Annotated in this window: 16 protein-coding genes and 1 pseudogene; 5 read left to right on the forward strand and 12 right to left on the reverse strand. The window is 53.5% G+C overall.

Going from position 1 to position 18,619, the window contains the following annotated elements; translation table 11 throughout:
• The coding region (locus LBJ36_00880) for a methyl-accepting chemotaxis protein (GenBank protein ID MDR1377596.1) at positions 1–1,934 on the reverse strand (1,934 nt) is incomplete at its 3' end.
• A 283-nt stretch (positions 1,935–2,217) separates the two neighbouring features.
• Between LBJ36_00880 and LBJ36_00885 the strand changes: the two are divergent.
• The 5 genes and pseudogenes from LBJ36_00885 to LBJ36_00905 all read left to right on the forward strand — a co-directional run bounded on the left by LBJ36_00885 (position 2,218) and on the right by LBJ36_00905 (position 7,029).
• Positions 2,218–2,538 (forward strand): annotated as a pseudogene (locus tag LBJ36_00885) (extracellular solute-binding protein).
• A gap of 145 nt (positions 2,539–2,683) precedes the next feature.
• On the forward strand, positions 2,684–2,953 hold the full coding sequence (locus tag LBJ36_00890) for a hypothetical protein (protein ID MDR1377597.1): 270 nt from the start codon (positions 2,684–2,686) through the stop codon (positions 2,951–2,953).
• 92 nt (positions 2,954–3,045) lie between these two features.
• The gene (locus LBJ36_00895) at positions 3,046–4,254 is read left to right on the forward strand and encodes an ABC transporter ATP-binding protein (GenBank protein ID MDR1377598.1); all 1,209 of its coding nucleotides are present in this window, start codon (positions 3,046–3,048) and stop codon (positions 4,252–4,254) included.
• Entirely contained in the window at positions 4,251–5,942 is a 1,692-nt protein-coding gene (locus LBJ36_00900) for an iron ABC transporter permease (GenBank protein MDR1377599.1), read from the forward strand. Before LBJ36_00895 ends, LBJ36_00900 begins: the two co-directional genes overlap by 4 nt.
• A gap of 4 nt (positions 5,943–5,946) precedes the next feature.
• The gene (locus LBJ36_00905) at positions 5,947–7,029 is read left to right on the forward strand and encodes an ABC transporter ATP-binding protein (GenBank protein MDR1377600.1); all 1,083 of its coding nucleotides are present in this window, start codon (positions 5,947–5,949) and stop codon (positions 7,027–7,029) included.
• A gap of 182 nt (positions 7,030–7,211) precedes the next feature.
• On the opposite strand, the gene LBJ36_00910 is transcribed toward LBJ36_00905, so the two are convergent.
• The 11 genes from LBJ36_00910 to LBJ36_00960 all read right to left on the reverse strand — a co-directional run bounded on the left by LBJ36_00910 (position 7,212) and on the right by LBJ36_00960 (position 18,573).
• On the reverse strand, positions 7,212–8,291 hold the full coding sequence (locus LBJ36_00910; protein MDR1377601.1) for an AbrB family transcriptional regulator: 1,080 nt from the start codon (positions 8,289–8,291) through the stop codon (positions 7,212–7,214).
• 73 nt (positions 8,292–8,364) lie between these two features.
• A complete protein-coding gene (locus tag LBJ36_00915; GenBank protein ID MDR1377602.1) occupies positions 8,365–9,864 on the reverse strand; it encodes a tripartite tricarboxylate transporter permease in 1,500 nt (499 codons plus the stop codon).
• Between the two features lie 15 nt (positions 9,865–9,879).
• Positions 9,880–10,353: a tripartite tricarboxylate transporter TctB family protein gene (locus LBJ36_00920; protein MDR1377603.1), complete on the reverse strand. Its 474-nt coding sequence runs from the start codon at positions 10,351–10,353 to the stop codon at positions 9,880–9,882.
• 78 nt (positions 10,354–10,431) lie between these two features.
• Positions 10,432–11,379 carry a tripartite tricarboxylate transporter substrate binding protein gene (locus LBJ36_00925; protein ID MDR1377604.1) on the reverse strand — a complete coding sequence of 316 codons (948 nt, stop codon included), beginning with the start codon at positions 11,377–11,379 and terminating at the stop codon, positions 10,432–10,434.
• Between the two features lie 74 nt (positions 11,380–11,453).
• Positions 11,454–12,605 (reverse strand): hypothetical protein, encoded by a 1,152-nt coding sequence (locus LBJ36_00930; GenBank protein MDR1377605.1) that lies wholly within the window; start codon positions 12,603–12,605, stop codon positions 11,454–11,456.
• A gap of 144 nt (positions 12,606–12,749) precedes the next feature.
• Positions 12,750–13,232, reverse strand: a complete 483-nt coding sequence (gene leuD, locus LBJ36_00935) for a 3-isopropylmalate dehydratase small subunit (protein MDR1377606.1) — start codon at positions 13,230–13,232, stop codon at positions 12,750–12,752.
• The gene (locus LBJ36_00940; GenBank protein ID MDR1377607.1) at positions 13,232–14,473 is read right to left on the reverse strand and encodes a 3-isopropylmalate dehydratase large subunit; all 1,242 of its coding nucleotides are present in this window, start codon (positions 14,471–14,473) and stop codon (positions 13,232–13,234) included. Before LBJ36_00940 ends, leuD begins: the two co-directional genes overlap by 1 nt.
• On the reverse strand, positions 14,470–16,392 hold the full coding sequence (locus LBJ36_00945) for an NAD(P)/FAD-dependent oxidoreductase (protein ID MDR1377608.1): 1,923 nt from the start codon (positions 16,390–16,392) through the stop codon (positions 14,470–14,472). Before LBJ36_00945 ends, LBJ36_00940 begins: the two co-directional genes overlap by 4 nt.
• 1 nt (position 16,393) lies before the next feature.
• Positions 16,394–17,107: a hypothetical protein gene (locus LBJ36_00950; protein ID MDR1377609.1), complete on the reverse strand. Its 714-nt coding sequence runs from the start codon at positions 17,105–17,107 to the stop codon at positions 16,394–16,396.
• Between the two features lie 18 nt (positions 17,108–17,125).
• Entirely contained in the window at positions 17,126–17,851 is a 726-nt protein-coding gene (locus LBJ36_00955) for a 4Fe-4S binding protein (protein ID MDR1377610.1), read from the reverse strand.
• Positions 17,848–18,573 carry a GntR family transcriptional regulator gene (locus tag LBJ36_00960; GenBank protein ID MDR1377611.1) on the reverse strand — a complete coding sequence of 242 codons (726 nt, stop codon included), beginning with the start codon at positions 18,571–18,573 and terminating at the stop codon, positions 17,848–17,850. The genes LBJ36_00955 and LBJ36_00960 overlap by 4 nt, the downstream gene beginning before the upstream one ends.
• Positions 18,574–18,619 lie beyond the last annotated feature (46 nt).

The raw sequence follows: 18,619 nt of genomic DNA on the forward strand, positions 1-18,619 counted from the left end.
TTGATGGCTACCTCAGTTAAGGTGTCGGAAGATGAGGCAATCGCTTCGATAGAAGCCAGTTGTTGTTCGATAGTGTCGCTTACCTCCGCGATGTTTTTTCCGCTGATTTCCTCGATGTCACCGATGAGAGCGACAAGGTTCTGATTGTCGGAAGAAATTTTTTCGGCGGACGAAGATACTTCCTTTATCTGGCCAGACAAAGAAAAGATCGATGAGACAATTCTAGAAAAAATTTTCCCCGCGGAATTGACGGCCTCAATGCTCGCCGTAACATCACTTTTTGCGGATTGCGCGGTTTCCACCGCCTGGGTCATTTTCTGTTCGTTGTTGGAAATGAGAAGCGCTATCTCTTGCACCGCTCGGCTTGAACTCTCCGCCAAACTACGAACCTCCTCAGCGACGACAGAAAAGCCTTTGCCGTACTGTCCGGCTCTAGCCGCTTCGATTGCGGCATTTAACGCCAGCAGGTTAGTCTGCCTGGCTATGGAGGAAATCAGGGTCACGATTTCTCTTATCTCTTGATATCCCTCGGCAAGTTTCCTGACGGCGTCCTCCACAGCGGAGGAACCAGCGCTCACTTTCTGCACCTGGTCCATAGCTTGCTTCACCACGTTCTGCCCCTCAGTCGCGCTTTCCGAAGTTTTCGACGCGATGGCGTGCACATCCAGGATCAGAGCCGTGACGCTTTGGGTAATGCCGGATATCTCGTTCGCGATGGAAAAGACGTTTTTCATCGAGTCGGCTTGTATTTTCGCGCGATCCGCGACCTCGACCATCGCCTGGCTCATTTTCTCGGCGTTCTCGACGCAGTTTTGCGACTCAGCCTGAAATTCCACGCTGGAGGACGCCAATGTTTCGGCCTCGGACTTCACATTCGTTATGAGGTTGGACAAGTTCTTTTTCATGACGGCAAACCCCTCTGCCAGTTCTCCTGCCTCGTCATTCGAATAGACGTTGAGCGGACGCTTTCTGAGGTCACCGTTTGCCATAGTGAGGCACTCGTCCCTGATCGTGGAAATGGGCCGAGTGACTTTCCTGCTGATAACGATGGTGCAAAAGAGAGCGAGGACGATAGACCCCATCGAGATAGCCGCCATAACCTCAAAGAGCGTTACAACCTCCTTGTTGACTTCCGCGATCGGGGCCGCTATGCCTACAGCCCAGTGCTGCCCCCCCTGAAGATTGACGGGAACCAGCACGCAATCGTAATCAATACCGCGCAGGAAGTAATTTCCCCTTACCGCCTCAGTCCAGTTTAAAGAAACTTGCTTAAAGAGGGACAATAAATTGTCGTCAATCTCGTTGAAACCTAAGTTCATTGTCGGATCGACACGCTTCGAGCTGATGTTCAGCTTTCCGACAAATTCAGGAAACCGGGGATGGGAAATGATAAGCCCCGTTTTGTCCAGAATGCAGCCATAGCCGGTGTCTTTGAACTCGATATTCTCAATGAGCTTGTCCATCCTTTCCAAGTTATATGTTACTCCTAGCATTCCAGCAAACTCGTTGCCGTTCATAACGGGTTCACAAACGACGACCGATGTCTTCCCGGACGATCTCGCTACCAAAACGTCGGAAACGTAAGGTTTTTTTGTTTCCTTTACTTTATCGAAATATTCCCGTATGCCGGCATCGAATATCGTGTTGTTCGAGCGAAGCGCTTCACCGTCTGGCCAGGCGTAAAAAAGAACGTCGCACAGGGCTATTTTGTCGAACATTATGGACAGAATGGCTAGAATTTGTTCTTTATCCTTGCCCTCCTGTATGGGTTGCATGTTCGCTATGACTTTGAGATAGCCCGAAATCAAGTCCATATTGGCCTTGAGCTCTTCGGCGTAACGATAGCCAGTCGCGATAGCGGTTTCTATCGTGCTGGAGGTTAGAGCGTTTTTAGACAGTTTGTAACTCACGATCGACAGTACTAGAAAAGACACGATTACCATGGGAACAAGAGTAGCCAATAACTTCAATTGAATACTTTTTTTCTTGAATAACATGATCTCACCTTTTCTGTATAATTTTAGGTAGTAGTTCAACGTATTGACGCACTTTTGACGCGCTTTCCTGAAAACACCGACATCAACGGTTGAAATCTACTCAACACGTTCGGCCCATTATCCATTTTCAACACATCAAAACTTGTCTTTATAATATTACCCCTTTTTCTTTCATTATTACCTTTTTTATAATTTTCTAAAAAGATTAAAATCGTTTATTCTGCTTGGGTGGGAGTTCTTCGAGAAACTTCATGAGAACCAGGCCCGTATCGGTAAGGGCTCCGGGCAGGTGGTGGACGACACAGCCTCCGGCGAGTTGGCGGCGTCTCTCGCTGTAGACTATATCACTAACGACAAGATCTCGAAAGGCGCCCACATCGCGTTGTACTACCCCCCGGAACTCCTGATGGCGCCTAGCCCCGTCGCTATCTTCAAAGCGAGCCCCAACCTCGAAGCCGCTAAAAAGTTTGTCGATTACCTCCTTTCTCAGGAGGCACAAATTCTGATTGCGGGAGAGGGAACTTTGTCTGTCCGCACCGACGTGAAGAACCCCGAAGGCTTCATGCTTCCCAATGCATCCGACGCCCTGAAGCGCGCGATCAAGATTGACTACCTTCAGATGATGTCCACAAAAGAAGAGACGATCAAAAAATTCACAGACACGTTGCAAGGCACCCGAAGGCTTCATGCTTCCCGACGCGATCAACGCCCTGAAGCGCGCGATCAAGATCGGCCATCTGCAGATGATATTCACAAAAGAAGAGATGATCCAAGAAGAGACGATAAAAAAGGAAGAGATGATCAAAAAGACGAAAGAAGGGACGATCAGAGAAGAGATGATAAAAGAGGAGATGATCAAAAAAGAGATGAAAGAAGGGACGATCAGAGAAGAGACGGTGACGATAAAAGAAGAAACGGTTAAAAAATTCACGGGTATGTTGCAGGGCAGAGGATAAAGTAAAATTTGGGGTTTCCCTGCTTTCACGTTTCTATGCTTTCACGTTTCTATATAGTGTGTCCAGGGCCTAAATAATGGGTCCAGGGCCTGATGGCCTTGGCGGGTTTGGGCAGAGCCCAAGGTTTTTGTTTTTTGAGAGGACAGCCGGACAATATCATGGACATTATAAAAATTGAAAGTATCGCTAAAAGTTACGGCAAACATCAGGTTCATAAGAACCTCGACTTGTCGATCCGGCGCGGCGAGTGTTTCACTCTGTTGGGTCCCTCCGGGTGCGGTAAGACGGTTCTGCTCCGCCTAATCGCCGGCTTTGAGACGCCCGACTCCGGGAAGATAAGCATCGGCGAAACTGTGGTTTCGGATCCTGGAAAGAACATCCATATTTCCCCCGACAGTCGAGGAATCGGCATGGTTTTTCAGGACTACGCCGTGTGGCCGCACATGACGGTCTTCGACAACGTCGCTTACCCTCTCAAGCTGGCCCAAACCCCGAAAGACGAGCTGACAAAGAGAGTCATGGAAACCATCGGCCTGACGGGCATGAGCGGCCTGGAAAAGCGCCTGCCCTCCGAGCTTTCGGGCGGTCAACAACAGCGTGTGGCCTTGGCCCGCGCACTCGTCGCGCGCCCATCGCTCATGCTCCTAGACGAGCCTCTGAGCAATCTGGACGCCAACCTGAGAGAAGAAATGCGCTTCGAAATTAAAGAATTGCAGCATAAGCTTGATATTACGGTACTCTACGTCACGCATGATCAAGAAGTCGCGCTCGCCATCTCCGACCGGATCGCCATTATGGATGGCTCTGGCCGCGTCCGGCAGACTGGCGCTCCCTGGGAAATTTTCGAACAGCCTGCGGATCCTTTCGTGTTCAACTTCATGGGCATCGCCAACTTCGTTCCAGTACACGTTTCAGCAGAGCGCGAGGGCATGAGCTACCGCGTGGGAAACGGTACGCAGGTTATGCCGTGGATTCCTCCGACGGACTCCACGCCCAATTCGGGAGGGGTTGCGTCGGGATGGGTTGCGGGTTTCCGCCCTTCGGACGTGGAGATTGCTCGTGAGGGGGTTTCTGGAGAACAGCGTTCCGAGGGCTTGCGCGGCGTGGTTCGGCGGGCCAGCTTTTTAGGAGCCATGATAGATTACCTCATCGAGGTTGACGGCGCGAGCCTACGGACCGCACTGGAAACCCACGAGGCGCTGTCTAGAGGGTTGATGTTCGATGAGGGCGAAAGCTGCGTGGTGAGCTTTCGGAACCTGCTCTGGTTCGACGCCGGGACTTTGTCGGAGGTGAAGTCATGAACAGCATTGAGCGGCGCCGTGACTTCGGAACGGCACAGATTATTCTTTTCCTGTCCGTCGCTATACTGGTGGTGGTGGTGGCGGTTCCGGTTTTACTCATCTTTTTCAACGCCTTCTGGGTGAACGGGGAGTTCAACATCCGGGACGTCGCCCGAATCATCCAGGAGCCGGATACATGGCAGGCTCTCGTCAACTCTCTGATCATTGCGACGGGAACGACCATCGGTAGCACGATTGTCGGAACTTTTTTCGCCTGGTTGGTGACGCGCACAGATCTTCCGTACAAACGTTTCATGAAAAGCATGTTTCTCGTGCCTTTCATGTTGCCGTCCTTCATCGGCGCGCTCGCGTGGAAAATGCTGCTCTCACCCAGAGCGGGCTTCATCAACCGTTTTTTCATGACTCAGTTGGGGTTCGACGGACCGATTTTCAACATTTACAGCTATATGGGGATTATTCTGGTCGAGGTCATGTATCTCTTCCCCTTCGTTTTCATTCAGGTCTGCGGCGCTCTCGAACGCATGGACCCGACACTGGAGGAATCGGCTCGTATCTCCGGAGCGGGGCTTTTCACCATCACGCGGAAGATCACGATCCCGCTGGTGATGCCCAGTATTCTTTCGGGGGCGCTTCTCATCATGCTCTACTCGATGGCGCACTTCGGAACCGTTGCGGTGCTTGGAATCGAAAACGGCATTTTCAACATTCCGACGCTCATTTATCAGCGTATCCACCAGAGCGGGGGAAATTTCGCGTCCATCCGCACCGGGACGGTGCTCGCCACGGCGCTTGTCATTTCAGCTGCCCTCATCCTTTGGCTTCAGGGTAAAATCCTAAACCATGGCCACTACCAGATCATCGCGGGCAAAAGTTTCCGCCCAATGGAACTCAAGCTTCGCGCTCTGCGTTTTCCCCTGCTTCTCTTTTGTGTCGTCTACATCGGTTTCACCATCGTGCTACCGACCGTGGTCATCTTCCTGGTGGGTGGGCTCAGGACCTACGGGCTGCCCTTCACGTGGGAAAACCTCTCGCTGGACAATTACAAGTTCGTCCTCTTCAATTACAAACTCACGAAGGACGCCATCTGGAACAGCGTGACACTGGGTTTCTCCGCGGCGGTCATCACCATGTTCGCGGGGGTTATGATCTCCTACGTTATCGTGAAGATGAAGGTGCGCGGCAAGGGGATTCTGGAATTTTTGGGGATGCTGCCGTTCTCCGTGCCCGGCTCCGTCATCGCCTTGGGCGTTATCCTCGCCTGGAGCGGCAAATACGGCGTGAACCTCTACAACACCGTATGGATCATCCTCGTGGCCTACATTGCCCGCTACATGGCCTTCTCGCTCAGGGCGAACAGCGCGGCTCTCGAACAGGTGCACGATTCGCTGATGGAGGCCGCCCGCGTTTGCGGGGCAACGATGTGGCAAACGCTAAAGGACATCGTGCTGCCCCTCGTGCGGCCGGGCATGATCGCGGCCTTTTTCCTTATTTTTCTGCCGTCGTTGCGAGAACTTACGGTGTCCATCATGCTTTACGCGCCCACAACGCGCACCATCGGAGTGGCCATCTACACGCTGAACGAAGATGGGGAGACCGTCCGGTCGGCGGCGCTGGCGGGCATTGCCCTGATCCTCATCGTTGTTGGTCAGACACTGATCAACCGTTTTGCCGAGAAAGGCAGGGAATAACCTTATGTCCCATGTGCGACTGGTGAATGTGACGAAACGTTTCGGCTCTGTGACCGCCGTGGACTCGCTAAACATGGAAATCGAAAAGGGAGAGTGTTTTTCCATGCTGGGTCCCTCCGGCTGCGGTAAGACGACGACCCTGCGCATGGTGGCGGGCTTCGAAGATCTGAACGACGGAGAAATTCATGTCGGTGAACGCTTGATCTCCTCCCCAAAGAAAAACTACTACCTACCTCCAGAAAAACGCGATTTTGGCATGGTGTTTCAGGCTTTCGCCGTGTGGCCGCACCTGTCGGTCTACGAGAACGTGGCTTTTCCGCTGCGTATTCGCAAACTTCCGACTTCGGAGATCGAAAAACGCGCAAAGGATGCCCTCGCGTCAACCAACTTGACGGGGGCCGCGAGCGACAGCCCGGCGAACCTCTCCGGTGGCGGCAAGCAGCGCGTGGCTCTGGCCCGAGCTCTAGCGATCAACCCAGACGTAATGCTTCTGGATGAGCCTCTTTCGAGCCTCGACCCTCACTTGCGCGAGGAAATGCGCTTTGAAATCAAAGACTTGCAGCGCAAATACGGCTTTTCTATTATCTACGTAACCCATGATCAATCCGAGGCGATGGCCCTCTCCGACCGCATCCTCGTAATGAAGCTCGGCGTCGCGCAACAGATTGCCACGCCGCTGGAGGTCTACAACAACCCAGCAAACAAGTTCGTGTTCAGCTTCATCGGGCTCTCCAATTTTCTAGAGGTTGTCCGGTCCGGCGACAGCGTCGCTCTTCGCGAAGGTAGTGCCCTGCCATCGGAATTGGTTCCACCGAAACTGATCCCAGGCTGCGCGGATGAGAACGCAAAAACTTTCTTGCTGGCGAGCCGACCGTCGGAGATTGATTTCGTCGGTGAGGGTGGGTTGAGGGGGGTTGTCACCCGCAGGGCTTTCTTGGGGGAGATCGTCGATTATCGGGTTGAGATCGACGGTCAGGAGACGCGCGTCCAGAAGGGCCGCCGCGCTCCCGGACCGGAGGTGGGCGAGACTTGTGGCCTGCGACTGCTCCGTCCTTTCTGGTTTGCCGAAGACAAAGATTCAAGATAATCGTTCAGATAATCGTGCAAGATAATCGTGCAAGATAATCGTGCAATAATCATTCAAACCCCCAATGCTAACGCCCTTCTGATAGGGTTTTTCGCTAGGGGGTTTCATCCCATGTTCCTTATATCCCTTCATCATATCCCTTTATCATATCCCTTTATCGCTAACAACATATCCCTTCATCGCTAAGAACCCGCCAAAGGCAGGACAATCCACGGGTATAACGTAACGATACCAACAATACGGGCCGTGTGAAATACGGACGCGGTGAGCGGGTCAGCCCCAACCTCCTCGGCGAACGAGGCAATCTGGCTCAAGCCGGCCGGAGCGGCACAGAGAAGGCACGTCGTCAGGCTCCAATCCGACGTTTTATAAAGCAAAATGGCCAGCAGGGTACAACCGAGCAGCATAACAAAAGTTACAACAATAGCCGGGACGAACAGAGCGCCGAGCTGTTCGGCTATTTGCGGCGTTATTCGCTCGCCGGTCACGAGGCCGAGCCCGATCTGCGCCATGAGGCGGATCCGATCATCAAATCGATACCGTTTGCCCCAGAGCAGAGCCAGCCCTCCTCCGACAAGCATTGCTCCCAACATGCCCCCCGTGGGAATTTTAAGCCACGCCGCGAACGCTCCCCCTACGAAGGCCAAGGGAACCAGCTTCAGATAATCCTGTTTCGCGAAAAACGCGAGAGACGTACCCTTCGCCGCATTATTCGAGCTACGCGACTCTTGGGAGATGCCCGTGATTTTTTCGGCTACGAGAGCGAGATAAGGGATCAACGCCACGAAGGTGACGACTCTGAAAAGCTGGACAAACGCTATAACAGAGATGGACGCGTCGATAGACATACCGAAGACAACCATTTCCGCGATTCCTCCCGCTGCGCCGCTGATGAGCGAGGTCGCGAGGTCTAGGCCGCTCATGAGACGCATCGACAATCCGCATATCAGAGACAAAAGCAGCATCCCCACTGTTTGAATCGCCACGGGCATGATCATGCGTAGCATCCGTTTGGCAACTGCCCTATCGATCTGACGCCCTATCGAGATGCCGATCAAAACGTTAGCGACGAACGAAACGGGTCTCGTATTCAATGGAGGATACAAGCCGGTTACGCTCAAAGCTCCTGTTGCCACCATGGAGCCCAACAACGCCGGATTGGGAACCCGCAAAAGCCGAAAGACAAAATAACCGACGGCACCCACCATAAACGCGACACAAAAAGCGACGACCTGTCCTCCTGGAAATCCCAATACTCTCACACCCCCACGCTAATCTTACACCATCTCAATTAACACCGCAGCCCCCCGACTGAGCCGGAGGGCTGCAAGTAATTCAATACGTTTTCGAGACCACGAATTTTTTGCGCAACGGTTGTAAAAACGGTAAAAGAAGAGACAGCAGAGCGATCAATACGAGAACTATCGTAATTTTCGAGTTGGTAAAGACCCCCATGTAGCTACCGTTTGTCAGTATGAGAGCCCGCCTCAAGTTTGCCTCCATGATGAAACCCAGAACAAACCCCAAAACTGTTGCCGCGTGGGGCAGCTTGAATTTACGCATACATAATCCAAGAATGCCGCACAAAAGTGCGACTAGAACATCGAAACGCTCGGCGTTGAACGAATACGCCCCGGTGAACACCAGAGTGATGATGGCGGCGAAAAGAGCCGGCTTCGAGATACTCGTGAGCTTGATCGCGCCCTTGATACAGACGACGCCCACGAAAAACATCAAGATATTGGCGACGAGCAGGGACGAAAAGATGCCATAGGGAATTTCGGGATGGTCAATGAAGAGCATGGGACCCGGCCTGACGTTGTGGATCATCAGCGCACCCAGCATGATGGCTGTGGAATTGGAACCAGGGATACCCAAGGCCAGCAAAGGAACCATCGCGCCGCCCGTGACGGCGTTGTTGGCGGCTTCCGGAGCGGCCACTCCCACAGGATTGCCCTTGCCAAAGGAGTCGGGGTCTTTGCTTGTTTTTTTGAACCAACTGTAAGAGATGAACGACGCTACCGTAGCGCCAGCGCCCGGCATCGCGCCTACGATAACCCCTATGATCGACGACAGGACATTGGTCTTGTCGTACTTTCTCAAGGTCTTCCACGTCGGCATGGAAGTGTCGCTTTTTTCGTCGAAAACATAGGTGTCCTTGATGTCAAAGTTCTGCGCCTGCTGCAAGACCTCCGATATGGCGAAAAGTCCCATCATGAGGGCGACCATCTCCAACCCGTCGGAAAGGTTCATGGAGCCAAAAGTAAATCTGGGCGAACCGGCAAACGGGTCGAATCCAATACATGAGAGCAGAATACCCAGAAGCCCGGCCCATATTCCTTTGAGAATGTTGTCCTCCCCCAAAGAACAAATCAAGGTGAGCCCCACCAACGCCAGCATGAAGTACTCTGCCGGCCCGAAGGCCAGCGCTATCGAAGCCAGCGGTATCGCCAGCAGCATAAGGGAAATCGCGCCGAAGAGCCCGCCGAATACGGACGAGTAGAGCGACAGATAAAGAGCGAGTCCGGTTTCCCCCTTTTTGTGCATCTCGAATCCGTCGAACACCGTCGCGGCGGCGGCGTTTGTCCCCGGCGTTCCGATCAGGATAGCCGGTATTGAACCGCCATATTCGCCGCCGCAGTAAACACCGCCCAGCATCATCACCGCGATGTGAGGCTCCATTCCCCAGGTAAACGGTAGCAGAAGGGCCATAGCGATCGTGGCGTTGATGCCGGGAATGATCCCGCCGATGGTACCCCATATGACCCCCACGAAGATGGCGAGGATAGCCTCCCAGGAGCAAAGCGCGTTTATGCTGATAAGAAAGTTTTCCATGACCTTACCCCGCTTTCAATTAAAAAACGGCTGCAAAATTCCAAGCGGCATGTTGACTTTGAGGAGAAAATAAAAGATACAAAACAGCACAGCCGTCGTGCCCAGCGACATTCCCAGTATTTTTTTAACGTCGCGCGAGCCGACGCTTGCCATAACGACGATCATCAGAAGGGGAGTCATCACGATATAACCGATGTCGTCGAGGAAAAAATAATAGACTAGGCAGGCGACGCAGATGATAACGATCCTAGACATGCCGCTGTTTTCTTCCACTTCAGCCGCAGAGGGATTTTTTTTGATTATGTTCCAAGCTCCCCAAATGTGCACAGCGCCTATCGCTACCATGATCCACGCGATGATGGTCGGCATGGCAGCCGGTCCGGCAGGGTCCAGCGACTGCACCAACGCGACATCGCGGGCAAAGTACAACGTCGCTGCTCCAAGTGCCAGAGATATCAAACCAAAAATCCAGTCATTTCGTTTGAACAAGATAAATATTCCCCTTTCCAAACTAATCTGGAGCGGCGGCCGCGCGGTCAACGCGCGCGACCGCGAAATTAAGATACGCTATTTACCGAGCGATGTACGGATCGCCGCGTCCTGCTCTTCCATCACCTTGTAGAATTCTTCCCCTGAAAGCCACGCGGGGACAAGGTGCGAGCTTTCGTAGTATTGTTTGAAATCCGGGTTGTCATAAGCCGCTTTGAAATATTCCCGCAATTTCTCCAGAACTTCCTTGGGAGTACCCTTTGAGACGATCAGTCCGCGGAATTTTTCTATTGTGACCTGCGGAAACCCCGCTTCCGCGACAGTTTGATAGTCGTAGCCGGGGATTTTGTTGAATGTGGCTAGAACACGAATCTTACCGCCCTCCACGGACGAGAGCATCTCCGCGAACTCCCCAACACCAGCCGTTATGTGTCCGCCAAGTACCGCGACCACGCCGTCTCCACCACCCTCGAAAGGCACGAGCGCAACATTGACCCCCGCCGCTTTCATCAGCTCGCGCGTGGCGACAAATTCGATATTACCAGCCGTGCCGCCGGTGATCTTCAGCTCGCCGGGGCGTTTTTTCGCGTCATCGAGGAAGTCATTCAATGTTTGGTACGGCGCATCAGCCGCCACGTAGATCGCGACAGCGTCAATGAACATCCGCGCCACGGCGTCGAAGTCCTTGTAGCTCACTTTCATATTGTTAACGATAGGGCTTGCTATGAATGTCGATGATACCCCCTGAATGGTGTAACCGTCGGGTTTCGATCTGGCGACGTGTGTCCAGGAGTTCGCCCCAGACGCGCCCGTGATGTTGTTTACGATCACCGGCGTGGGAATCTTAGTGCTTACGGCCTTCGCGAGAGCTCTGAGGAAAATATCTCCACCCGACCCCGCCGAGTGCCAAATCATTTCGATTCTCTTCTCGGGCCACTCTGCCGCGTAAGCGACTCCGCATGAGGCCACCATTGCGATGACCACCAGCAACGCGATACGCCTGACTGCGCTTCCAACTTTCTTCATAATACTGCCTCCCTCTTGTTGAGAAATATCACTTGAATGTTGAAATGAATGTTGAAAATCTCGCTACTTTATCGCTACTTTATATTGCCTTCGATCCAGGACTGCACGATTTTAGCGATGTCTAGACTGTTTTTCTCGACCATCATAAAGTGCGAGTTGCCTATTTGCCCCTCATCTTGAAGATGAGTGTACATGACGTTTTTCACCCCAGCCTGTTTTAGGTAAAGCGGCACGAGGTAGTCGTAATTCCAGTGATACGACGCGGATCCCGTGACCACCAAGATTGGAATATCTTTGAGATTCACCAGAACTCTCGCCGGTTCTTTTTGCAAATTGCCGGGCAATAGGGTTTTGTCTTTTGGGGTATGCAGCTCCGGAATCAGCTCTTTCTCCGGGTCGGTAACGGGAGGATCGTAAGTCATAGGAATCTCCGTCAGTCCCCAAACAGCGTACTCCACGGAGCCACGACGAGGATTATTGTGGAACGGCTGGCCTTTGGGTTCGAGATTCACAATCCCCTTCACGAGATTGGGTCTCGCGTCCGCAATCAACCACGCGAACGGACCAGACTGCGAATGAGAAACGAGAATCGCGGGGCCAATCTTGTCCAACAGCAAAGCGCCCGCTTTCTGCGCGAAGGTTTCCATTTGTTTGTTATCGTTCAGAGCCGGAGCTACCGTGGCGTAAAAAGTATCAAATATGGGATCACCCATATCGGGCTTTCCAGGGAACTGGGTCGCTCCCTCGACCCCCTTGCCCGCGAACATCACTTCGCTCCTTTGCGCGGAGGACGTAGACAGATACTGCCCAGGCCGCGGCAACGCCCCAGCTCGGCCGCGGTTCGGAACATCCGTGACGTACACAATATAACCTTGCTCCCAGAAATATTGGGCCCAGCCGTTTCTGCCATCCGGTGTGTTCAGCCACGCCAGGCTCGTGGAGTTGTTGCCGGAGAAAAATACCAGCGGGTAAGGTTTAGTGACTTCTTTGGGCACGAAGACCTCAATGAACATTTGCCCTCGCATCACCAATGATTCTGTCTCCCCCTTGAGCCCTTCCGCATGTTCCGGTTCCGGCTCATACTCGCCGCCGACGAAAAAATATCCCCACGACTGAAGAGATGTGACGTCGCTCACGTGAATTCCTTGCGGAACGCTCGCCACAGGCGCCGCAGACGCTGACCCCGCCAACAACAGCGCTGTTAAAAACGCGAAGCACTTTCTCATAACACTACCTCCCTCTTAAGTAATATTTGTAATATTTGGGGCTCTGCCCCATACCCCGCTCAAGGGTCCCAGACCCTTGATAATCCCCATCATAAAAAACAAAAACAATAGACGCGTATAGTCCCACGAAGGGACTTACGACGTTCAGATATTTCGGCTCTGATTCAGTGTGTTGATGAGACCGCCGTTCAAGAGGTATTCCATAAGGAACGGCGGAAATGGCTCGAAGGTGAATTTTTTGCCGCTGTGGGTCTCTATCTTGCCGGCTGTGAGGTTCAGCGTTGCGGATTCGCCTTCCTCGATCTCCTCGCTCGCGGAGGGGCAAACCACCGCGGGTAAGCCTATGTTGACGCAATTCCTGAAAAAAATCCTCGCGTAGGATTTGGCTACGACCGCTCCAATTCCCGCTCCCTTCAGAGCCAGGGGCGCGTGCTCGCGGCTGGATCCGCAGCCGAAATTGGTTCCGCAGATCAGAATGTCGCCCGGTGAGAGCTTCGCCGCTAACCCAGGGCGGACGTTTTCGAGGATGTGAAGCCCCAACTCCGACGGTTTTGTCAGGGTCATGTACTGAAAGGGTAGCAGCTCGTCTGTCGCTACGTTATCGCCCAGCTTCCAGCAGCGATTCATCAGTCATAACCTCCGTTGGAGTCGCTTTTGTACGCCGTCACGTAACCCGCCATTGCGGAGGCCGCCACGGTCGCGGCGCTTCCAAGGTAGATCGCTCCCCCCGCGCCCATTCTTCCTTTCATGTTGCGGGGCGAGTTGGCGACGCAAACCTCGCCCTTCGCCAAGATGCCGACATCGTGCCCGCCACATGCCCCACACGCCGGAGAACCGATGATCGCTCCGGCGTCGTGTAACGCCTCGATATAACCCAGGGAAAGGGTTTCACCGTAAATTTTCTTACTGGCCGGAATCACGAGAAGTCTTACACCTTTCGCGACCTTCTTACCACGCAAAATCCCGGCGGCTTTTTCGATGTCGCTAAGTAAGCCGCCCGTGCAGGAGCCAATAAAAGCCTGGTTGATGCGTATTTTTTGCGTCTCTATCTCGGAAAGAGGCCAAGCGTTGGTTGGTGAAGACGGAACCGCGACGTTGGGCTCGATGCCATTCAAATCGAATCGCTCGGTTCTAACGTATTCCGCGTCCGGGTCGGGATGTTGGTCGGGATGTTGAACAAACATCGCGTTCTTCGCTCCCATCTCCATGCTCATGACACAACACATGATGCGGTCGTCAAAGGACAGAGCGTCAATGCCGTCTCCCTGAAACTCCACGGAGCGGTAATTCGCCCCCTCTGGCCCAAAGCGCGACAGAACGCAATTCATCAAGTCGCGTGCGCAGGTGTCTTTTGGCAAAGTTCCCTCGAAGATCACACAAATAGTCTCAGGAACCCGAAACCATATTCGTCCCGTCACTAGAACCGCCGCCATTTCCGTCGCGCCTATGCCCGTGGCGAACGCTCCCCTCGCTCCCTCGCCAGTGGTGTGGGAATCCGTGCCCACGACGATTTCTCCCGAACGCGCCAAGTCTTCTTCCAGCATCGTGACATGGCTGATGCCGCAGCCACAATCGTGAAAGCGCTCTATACCATGCTCTTTAGTGAATCGCCTCATCAAATCGTGATGCAGGGTTGCCTTCACCGTGGTCGATGGACTGTGGTGGTCGATAAAAAACGCGGCCCTGTTCGGATGCTTTACGGAAGCCCCAGATATCCTGCCGAAGTTCTCGATGACAAGCGCCGCGTTGTTGTCATGAACCATAGCACGGTCAACCTCGACCTCGACGATTTCCCCCGCCTGAGTTCGCGCCCGTCCGCATCCCCTCGCCAGAATCTTTTCCGCTTCCGTGGGCATTTTGCGCCTCAAAAACTAACGGCAAGCGCCTTTTCAAAGGCGTCGTGTATCGCGTCCATAGCGTCGCCGGACTTTTCGGCATTGCCAACTATAATCATCTCAATTCCCTGAAACTTTTGAATATCCTCCGGCGTGGCTGGTTTGTAACCACACGCGAGAACGCACTCGAAGGAGCCATTGGGTTCATTAATGGCGACATGGCGCTCTGCTCCTTCCTTGTCTTTCACGGTGAGACCTGCCGCGTCGATACTCTGGACTGTGCTGTGCCGGATGAGCATGACGCCCTTTTCTGCGAAACGCTTCTCCATGAAGTGCCAGCGCGCCACACCCAGAGTGGCAACCTGTTCCCGGGGGTCGTTGCCAATGATGATGGCCTTTTTGTCCTTTTCGATAATGGCGTCCGCAACTTCGTATCCAACGATTCCATCGCCCACGATGACATAGCAGTCAGCGTTGAACGTTCCCCGTTCAATGAATTCAAGGGCGCTCCAGACTTTGATTTTTTTGTTGATCGCTATTGGAGGAACGATAGGGCTCCCTCCCGTCGCCAGGACGACGAGGTTCCAATTTCCCTGGGGTATGGCGTCGAGTTCTGAATTCAGGAGGATTTTAACCCCCTGGGAGGGAAGAAGTTTTTCGTAATAGTCGATGACATTGGTGTAGGGTGCTTTGCCCGGGGCTTTAGAGGCCCAGTAAAAGGTTCCGCCGAGTCTGTTTCCACGTTCGAATAACGTCACTCGAGCCCCGCGCTTCGATAAGATATTGGCGGCCTCAAGACCGGACACTCCACCGCCGACCACCGCTATGTCGAGGTTTTTATCCTTCAGGTCCTCGGTGATGTGGATCAGCTCTTCACGCCCCAGTATGGGGTTTTGCAGGCAGGCGGCCATGGATTTGTTCTGCTCTCTGCGAGTGCGGCAACCTTGATTACAGCCGATGCACTTGCGTATGGGGTAAAGTTCACCCTTGGCCAGATGGGATATGGAGCCGGCCCAATCCGCTTCCGCCAAAGAGGTGCGGGCCACGGCGATGAAGTCGGCCTCGCCGTTCTCGATCATGCGCTCGCCCACCTCCCAATCTACCACGCGGCCCACGACAATGACAGGGACTTTCAGCCCTTCTTTCAAGGCCTTGCCCATCCATCCGAGATGTCCCTGTTGAACCTCCGAGGGTGGGCATTCCCACTCCTCGCTTTCCGGCATTCCAGAGGAGACGTGAATGGCGTCCACTCCCGCGTCTTGCATGATTTTGCATATTTTCAGGGAAGCCGGCAGCTCACGCCCTCCAGGAATGCGCTCCTCGCCGCTGAGGCGTAATATGACAGGAAATTCTGGACCGCAAAGCTCTTTCATGCGCACGATCATCTCTTGTACGGATCGAGCGCAGTTCTCCAAACTTCCGCCGTATTGATCGGTTCGCGTGTTCAGAAGTTCCGAGAGCAGGAGAGCCACTTCGTGGCCGTGGGCGCCATGAATTTCCACTCCGTCGAACCCCGCTTTTTTCGCGCGCAATGCCCCAACCGCGTAAGACTCGATGATCTGTTGGAGTTCTTCAGTCGTTAACTCGAAAGGCGAGGCCTCGCTCTTAAATTCCTTACGGCCGAACTGGATGCCTGACGGATGTATCTGACAGAAAACCTTGGCGCCCGCGTTGTGCACGGCGTCTAGCAGCGGCTTCCACTGGGGGATGCGGGAATCGTCGGCCAGAGAGCCTCGCGCCCGCTTGTTGTCGCCATGAGGGTTGGCTGGAAGGATGAACGCGCCCATTCCGCTCTTGGCACGATTCTCGAAAAACGCGATCATTTTGTCCGTCACTTCCCCGTTCTTGCCTGAAAAGTAAAGACACATCGAGGAAGTGATGAGCCTGTTACGTATCTCTACCGGGCCGATTTTCGCTGGTGTCAAGATGAGGGGAGCCGAGGCGGCGCTCATTTTACTTTGTCTCCTTTTTGACTTTATCTCCTTGGGCTGATCCGTCTCTGGCCAGGATTTCCTTGAGGCGCCTGGCGCAACGGGTCACGTTGAAGATTCCGCAGGTGCAGGGTTTGGCGATCACAATGGCCGCATCTTCCGGGGATAGCTTTCCTTTTCTGACCTTTTCGATCACATCCTTCACCAAATTGGAGGCGATCAATGAATGCCCGCACATGGTCACCATTTCGAGGACTTCGTTTTCTGGAGCCCCTTCCTCGTTCAGAGCGGGAGTGGTCACTTCTCCCGGCAGTTTTTCGGTCTTGCCGAAGACCCCCAGGGATAGGGAGGCCGTGTGAGGCTTGAGTCCACAATCGTGGGCAATTTGCACCACGTCGTCGATCAATCCGCTGACCACTATCGAAATACCCACGTCGGCCTCTTTCGCTTTCTTGAGGACGCCTTTGACCTTCTCCGCGTCATCGAAATTGGCGATGATCCCGTAGGAGTTGTCGAGAGTTTGGGCATATTCATCGGGTTTCAGCCCCGCTACAAAACTTTTCCCGGCGTGGCTGGAGCCGAAGTTATCCGGGTTTTCAGAGATGTAAATCGAGAGGATTTTACGCAACTTGTCGCCGCAGTTGTCGCGATTGACGCCTTTGGCCGCGCGCGTGTAGATGCAGAAGTCGTTTTTGAGGCTTTCGGCGGAACCAAAGCGGTGTAAAGAGTGACTCATGTTCTTCGCGCCTCCTTATTATCTGTCTACAATTGGACGTCCGAGACCGACGTTGATTTTGGCGTTTGGACGCACGGACAAGCCTATTTTTTTCAATCGGTCGATGACGGGAAGCGTGGCGTCGTCATCGAAGCGGCTCACAAGCCCAACGGACACCACGGTGTCCAGGTCTTTCAGGATGGGGAGAATGCGTCCCAAAATCTTTTCCAGATCCTCCGGTCTGTCGATGCGTATTTCGAGAATGCCGGAGAGGATTTTCTCGTTGACGTACTCAGGTTTGACCTTGCCCGACATGTCTTCTTCCAGGAGACCGTAGAGTGGGTTATCTTCCAGTATCGATATGTTCATCTCGCGGACAATTTTTGCCACTTTCTCGATTTCCGTGAGCCTCGTCCCGGTTCCTGGGCGTCCGAACTCCAAAAGCAGACCGTATTCGCCGCGTCCGAATTTGCCCGTAACGTCGTTGGTCTTGGCCTCCTCGGTGCCGCGTCCCCACGCTTTGAGATTGGGATGCTGGACCCCAGGGTCGCTAAACTGCATTCGGATGGCCCTGGGATACTCGAAGGATTCTTTGGGCATGTAGATCGCCTTTTTGGGGCAGACATCGACCCGCAGGCACACACCACACTCGACGCACTCTTCTTCATCGATGCGCGCTTTTTCTTCTCCTATCGCGATGCTATGCACGGGGCAGTAGGGTAAGCAAGCGCGGCAACCAACGCACTTTTCCACGTCAATTCTCATTTGAGATTCTTTTCCTCCTCGTCGTTGTCGAAAGTCTTCTCGACCAAAGCTATATTGTTCAGGATTGCTTTCTTGCGCGTTTGTTCAGCGGCGGCGGCGTTTCCAACCTCTATCGATCGGATGAGGGCATCGTGGTTCTTGAGGGATTCTTCGAGGCGACCTTCGTTGCAGAGAATCCTCAGCCTGTACCTCATAGTCTGCTTGTCGAAGCGTTCGAGCATATCCGCGAGGATGTCGTTGCCGCAGGCGGCTATGAGGGTTTGGTGGAACTGAGCGTTGTATCGCTGGTATTCGTCGAGATTTTGAGCGGTTACGGACTGTTTCATTTTCTCGTGGAGGGGGCGAAGGTCTTCGGCCAGCTTGGGGCCATTTTTCTCCACCGCGAGAAAAGTAGCGAGGCTTTCGAGGTTCGCTCGTATAACGTAAATATCGATGGCGTCCTTGCGGTTGAGCTTCGCCACAAAAACTCCCTTACGTGCCTTGTTCTCCAAGAACCCCTGATTTTCGAGAATGCGAAACGCCTCTCTCAGAGGAGACCGGCTGACCTCAAGAAGCTCACACATACTCTGTTCCGTAAGCCGTTCTCCCGGTAGAAGCTCTCCACAGAGAATGCGATCCTCGATATTCTCGACAATCGTCTGTACGAGGCTCTTATGCAAAAGTCCTAGGCTCTGGCTTTTAGGGTTGTTTCGTTCATTTTTGGCATCTGGGACGAACATCATTGCACACTCGCTTCATAATTTTTATTATTATCATATTGTATACAAT

Source organism: Synergistaceae bacterium (assembly GCA_031267575.1).
In the GTDB taxonomy this organism is placed as follows: domain Bacteria; phylum Synergistota; class Synergistia; order Synergistales; family Aminobacteriaceae; genus JAIRYN01.

Bases quoted from the DNA above. Each gene is read 5' to 3' on its own strand.
- LBJ36_00890 (MDR1377597.1), top strand. From the start codon at position 2,684: ATGCTTCCCGACGCGATCAACGCCCTGAAGCGCGCGATCAAGATCGGC.
- LBJ36_00895 (MDR1377598.1), top strand. From the start codon at position 3,046: ATGGCCTTGGCGGGTTTGGGCAGAGCCCAAGGTTTTTGTTTTTTGAGA.
- LBJ36_00900 (MDR1377599.1), top strand. From the start codon at position 4,251: ATGAACAGCATTGAGCGGCGCCGTGACTTCGGAACGGCACAGATTATT.
- LBJ36_00905 (MDR1377600.1), top strand. From the start codon at position 5,947: ATGTCCCATGTGCGACTGGTGAATGTGACGAAACGTTTCGGCTCTGTG.
- LBJ36_00915 (MDR1377602.1), bottom strand. From the start codon at position 9,864: ATGGAAAACTTTCTTATCAGCATAAACGCGCTTTGCTCCTGGGAGGCT.
- LBJ36_00925 (MDR1377604.1), bottom strand. From the start codon at position 11,379: ATGAAGAAAGTTGGAAGCGCAGTCAGGCGTATCGCGTTGCTGGTGGTC.
- LBJ36_00930 (MDR1377605.1), bottom strand. From the start codon at position 12,605: ATGAGAAAGTGCTTCGCGTTTTTAACAGCGCTGTTGTTGGCGGGGTCA.
- leuD (MDR1377606.1), bottom strand. From the start codon at position 13,232: ATGAATCGCTGCTGGAAGCTGGGCGATAACGTAGCGACAGACGAGCTG.
- LBJ36_00945 (MDR1377608.1), bottom strand. From the start codon at position 16,392: ATGAGCGCCGCCTCGGCTCCCCTCATCTTGACACCAGCGAAAATCGGC.
- LBJ36_00950 (MDR1377609.1), bottom strand. From the start codon at position 17,107: ATGAGTCACTCTTTACACCGCTTTGGTTCCGCCGAAAGCCTCAAAAAC.
- LBJ36_00955 (MDR1377610.1), bottom strand. From the start codon at position 17,851: ATGAGAATTGACGTGGAAAAGTGCGTTGGTTGCCGCGCTTGCTTACCC.
- LBJ36_00960 (MDR1377611.1), bottom strand. From the start codon at position 18,573: ATGATGTTCGTCCCAGATGCCAAAAATGAACGAAACAACCCTAAAAGC.